The sequence below is a fragment of the Nocardioides sp. genome (genome assembly GCF_031422975.1).
Classification (GTDB): Bacteria; Actinomycetota; Actinomycetes; order Propionibacteriales; family Nocardioidaceae; genus Nocardioides.
In genome coordinates, this window is sequence record NZ_JANPEO010000110.1 from 1 (window position 1) to 3,856 (window position 3,856).

A 3,856-nucleotide genomic window follows, 5' to 3' on the forward strand; every position below is an offset into this window, starting at 1 on the left:
GCCCGGCAGCTCGCTCCCGCCCGGTCGGCTCCCGCCCCCGTCACGCCAGGGAGAGGAAGAGCTTCTCCATCTTCTTGACGTCGAGGCCGTCCAGTCCGTCACCGGCCGCCAAGCACTGCTGGAGTCCGCTGGCGACGATGGCGAAGCCGGCCCGGTCGAGGGCCTTGGACACGGCGGCGAGCTGGGTCACGACGTCCTCGCAGTCGCGGCCCTCCTCGAGCAGGCGAAGGACGCCGCCGAGCTGGCCCTGCGCGCGCTTGATCCGGTTGATCACCGGTGTCATCTGAGCCGGGTCGAGCTCCATCAGATCTCCTCGACCGGAGCGGCCAGAGCTGCCAGGGCCGCGGCGAGGCGCTGCTTGGCATCGGCTGCGACGCCGTCCAGCGCCGGGCTGCCGGCCAGGGACATCATCGCGTCGGGGTTGAAGGCCTCGACCAGGGTGGTCTCGTCGTCGATCGAGCGGACGACCACGTTGCACGGCAGCACGGCAGCGATCGACGGGTCGACCTGCAACGCCTCGTAGGCGAGCTGGGGCCGGCACGCCCCGAGGATCACCTGCGGCGGGAGGTCCACGTCGAGCTTGGCCTTCAGCGTCGCGGCCAGGTCGATCTCGGTCAGGATCCCGAACCCTTGCTCGGACAGTGCTGCCCGGGTCGCCAGGACGGCATCGTCGTACGGCATGGCGAGTGTGGCGCTCAGCGTGTAGTCCATCAGTGGGTCCTCTCAACGGTCGGTGCTCTCTCCAGCGAAGGATACCCCCGAGGGTATTAGCCGCCGCGTCACACCGTCTCGACACTCCCGTCGCCCCAGACGATCAGCCCGCCACGACCGGGCCGGGACCGGAGCCACCGCAGCGCTGCGGCGCCCTGCGCGAACGCAGCAGTCGCATCCACGTCTGCGGTGACGAGGTCCGGCGCCAGGACGGTCACGGACGCGATGTGCTGGGGTGGCCGGCCCGTTCGCGCGTCCACGATGTGCGTGCCGCGGTGCGCCGCGCTGGAGGTCGCGACGGCACCGCGAGTGATCGGCACCCGGGCGACGATCGAGCCGGGATCGTGCGGGTCCTCGATGCCGATCTGCCACGGCGCGGACTCGGCCTCCGCCGTCCAGCACACCAGATCGCCACCGCCGCCGAGGCAGACGTCGGTGTCGTCGAGGGCGATCAGGTGCCGGGCGGCGCGCTGGACGGCCCAGCCCTTCACGACTCCGTCCGTGTCGAGCAGCGTCCGGCCGTCGACTCCCGGCCGCCGGACGTCGAATGCGCCGTCCGAAGCCGACCGTGCGGCCTCGGCGAGAGTGAGCACCTCGCGCACCTCTGCGGGAGCGTCGGCGACATCGGCGTGCCCACTGTTGAAGAGACTGACCCACGAGTCGTCGCGGTAGCGGCTGAACATCGCGTCGACCGCGTGCAGATCGGCCTGCACGCGGGCCCAGGCAGTCAGGGCCACGTCGTCCCCGGCGTGGCGACCGCGCAGGGCGACGCTGATCGGCAGACCCATCACCTGTACGACGTCGCGCCACGGAGTCCTACGGACCTGGCTCACCGGCCCGCCTGGTCCAGCGCGCTCTGCAGCGACTGCTGGTAGCCGGTGCTGGTGTAGGTCGCCCCGCTCACCATGTCGATGTTCGCACTCTGGGCCGTCATGGTCTCGTCGACCAGGATGGGCAGCGCGTAGCCGTTGATCTGGGCATCGGTCGGGTTGGTGTCGGGGTACTGCAGCACCGAGACGCCGGTGATCTTCGAGCCGGCGACGCTCACCTCGACCTGCACCGGGCCCCACCGCGTCTGGACGGTGTCACCGGTGATCGTGCTGGTCGTGCTGGCGCCCCCGCTGACGCTCGCTCCCCCGCTCGCGTTGCCACCGGCCGATGAGTTCGACGTGGTCGACGAGGTCGACGAGGTCGACGACTTGCTCGTCTGTGGGGCGGCCAGCACGCCGGCGCTGTAGACCGACGTCGAGGTGCCCGGGGTCAACGCACCCGAGAAGGAGGTGTGGTAGCCGGCGAGCAGCATCAGCACGACAGCCGTGCTCGCGAACCACAGGACGATTCGTCTCATCAGGTCACCATCCGAACGCTTCGACGTGGATGTGGGTCTCCGGGACTCCGGCCCCACGCAGGTCCGCGACGACGAGGTCCGCCCACGGCGTCGGGCCGCAGACATAGACGTCTCGCTCCGCGATGTCCGGCACCCAGTGCCGTAGCGCCGCTCGGTCACTGAAGTCTCCCGCATGCACCTCGCCCAGCCAGGACGTTGCGCCCCGGCGCCGGCCCGGAAGGTGCAGCACCCGGACGCCGTCGGTCGCGAGCCGACGCAGGTCGTCGGCGAAGGCGTCGGGTCCGGGCGAGCGGTGCAGCAGCACGACGTCGCCGATCCCTGCCAGCTCGTCTGCCAGGGCCAGCAGCGGAGCCGACCCGACACCCGCGCCGATCAGGGCGACCTTGTCACCGTGTCGGCTGCGCGGGCTGAGCCGCCCGTACGGCCCCTCCACCAGCACCCGGCTGCCCCGGGCGAGGGTCGACGTCGCGCCGCTTCCGTCCCCCGTCGACTGGACGGTGATCCGTAGACGCCGACCGTCCGGTGCGGCCGAGAGCGAATAGGGGTTGGCGCGCGACCATCCGTCACGGCCCAGGAACCGCCAGTTCAGCCACTGGCCACCGTGGGCCGGCAGCCGGTCGAGACGTCGACCGCTGACGACCACTGACACCACACCGGGTGCCTCCTCGATCACGTCCTCCACCCGGAGCTGGTGGCGCAGGTTGCGCACCACCGGCACTCCCACCCGCCACACCAGGACGGCGGCGGCCGTGAGCCCCCACGCCGTCCACCAGAAGACGGTGCGCGCGGTCGACGAGACGAGCTCCTGCCCGGTCCACAACTGGTGCGGCAGGGCCAGCCCTGCTCCCAGGTAGCCGTACAGGTGCATCAGGTGCCACGACTCGTAGCGCAACCGCCGACGGGCGGACCGGATGCTGGTGACCACGACGAGCACGAGGGCGATGAAGCCGGCGTCGGCCAGCAGCATGGCCGGGTAGGTGAGGGTGAGGTCCCAGAGCTCTCCGGGCCAGCGCGGGAGCGAGCCCCCGCTGTAGCCCCACGTCACCAGCACGACGTGCGCCACCATCAGGTTGAACGATGTGAAGCCCACGATCCGGTGCACGTGTGCGAGCCGGTCCTGACCGAACGCCCGCTCCAACACGGGGACTCGCGCCATCAGCACGACCTGGGCCAGCAGCAGTACGGACGCCAGCAGCCCCGTCCAACGACCGACGGAGGTGAGCCCCGTGGCCCAGCCTCCGAGGTCGCCGAGTCCGCCGCCCTCGATCCACCAGTACGTCACGAGGGCCAGGGCGGCGGTCAGCACGGCGGCGGCCGATCGGCGCACGGCCAGGTCGAAGGAGGCACGGCTCGGGGTCATGTCTCACAGGATCGTCGGACTTGCTGGGTCCACCATGGGGCGAACCTGTGCAGATGCTGTGCGTCGCCGAGGCGCTACCGTGACTGGCATGGAGGCACACGACTGGGACGAGCGGTACGCCGCCAGCGAACTGGTCTGGTCCCGCGGGCCGAACCAGCTCGTGGCCGCCGAGTGCGCCGACCTGCCGCCGGGCCGCGCCGTCGACCTGGCCTGTGGAGAGGGCCGCAACGCGATCTGGCTCGCGTCCCGGGGCTGGCACGTGACCGCGGTGGACTTCTCACAGGTCGCGATCGACAAGGGGCGGGCGCTGGCCGACGCGGTCGAGGTCGACTGGGTGTGCGGCGACGCCACCGAGTGGCGCGGCGACGGGCTCGACCTCGCCGTGGTGGCCTACTTCCAGGTGCCGGCCGCGCAGCGGCAACAGGCCGTGCGCAATG

Annotated in this window: 6 protein-coding genes; 1 reads left to right on the forward strand and 5 read right to left on the reverse strand. The window is 71.3% G+C overall.

The features are described 5' to 3' along the window. Window positions 1-40: 40 nt before the first annotated feature. The 5 genes from RMO85_RS03580 to RMO85_RS03600 form a co-directional block, all read right to left on the reverse strand. Window positions 41-304 carry a metal-sensitive transcriptional regulator gene (locus tag RMO85_RS03580; RefSeq protein ID WP_310526513.1) on the reverse strand — a complete coding sequence of 88 codons (264 nt, stop codon included), beginning with the start codon at window positions 302-304 and terminating at the stop codon, window positions 41-43. After that, window positions 304-711, reverse strand: coding sequence for a DUF302 domain-containing protein (locus RMO85_RS03585; protein WP_310526514.1), 408 nt, complete (start codon window positions 709-711; stop codon window positions 304-306). Before RMO85_RS03585 ends, RMO85_RS03580 begins: the two co-directional genes overlap by 1 nt. Window positions 712-779: 68 nt before the next feature. Continuing rightward, window positions 780-1,544: an FAD:protein FMN transferase gene (locus tag RMO85_RS03590; protein WP_310526515.1), complete on the reverse strand. Its 765-nt coding sequence runs from the start codon at window positions 1,542-1,544 to the stop codon at window positions 780-782. Next, window positions 1,541-2,059 (reverse strand): FMN-binding protein, encoded by a 519-nt coding sequence (locus RMO85_RS03595; protein WP_310526516.1) that lies wholly within the window; start codon window positions 2,057-2,059, stop codon window positions 1,541-1,543. Before RMO85_RS03595 ends, RMO85_RS03590 begins: the two co-directional genes overlap by 4 nt. A 4-nt stretch (window positions 2,060-2,063) precedes the next feature. Continuing rightward, window positions 2,064-3,419: a ferredoxin reductase family protein gene (locus tag RMO85_RS03600; protein WP_310526517.1), complete on the reverse strand. Its 1,356-nt coding sequence runs from the start codon at window positions 3,417-3,419 to the stop codon at window positions 2,064-2,066. Between the two features lie 88 nt (window positions 3,420-3,507). Here RMO85_RS03600 and RMO85_RS03605 point away from each other — a divergent pair. Continuing rightward, window positions 3,508-3,856 (forward strand): class I SAM-dependent methyltransferase (locus RMO85_RS03605; protein ID WP_310526518.1); only part of this gene is annotated, 349 nt, incomplete at its 3' end.

Bases quoted from the DNA above. Each gene is read 5' to 3' on its own strand.
- RMO85_RS03580 (WP_310526513.1), bottom strand. From the start codon at position 304: ATGGAGCTCGACCCGGCTCAGATGACACCGGTGATCAACCGGATCAAG.
- RMO85_RS03585 (WP_310526514.1), bottom strand. From the start codon at position 711: ATGGACTACACGCTGAGCGCCACACTCGCCATGCCGTACGACGATGCC.
- RMO85_RS03595 (WP_310526516.1), bottom strand. From the start codon at position 2,059: ATGAGACGAATCGTCCTGTGGTTCGCGAGCACGGCTGTCGTGCTGATG.
- RMO85_RS03600 (WP_310526517.1), bottom strand. From the start codon at position 3,419: ATGACCCCGAGCCGTGCCTCCTTCGACCTGGCCGTGCGCCGATCGGCC.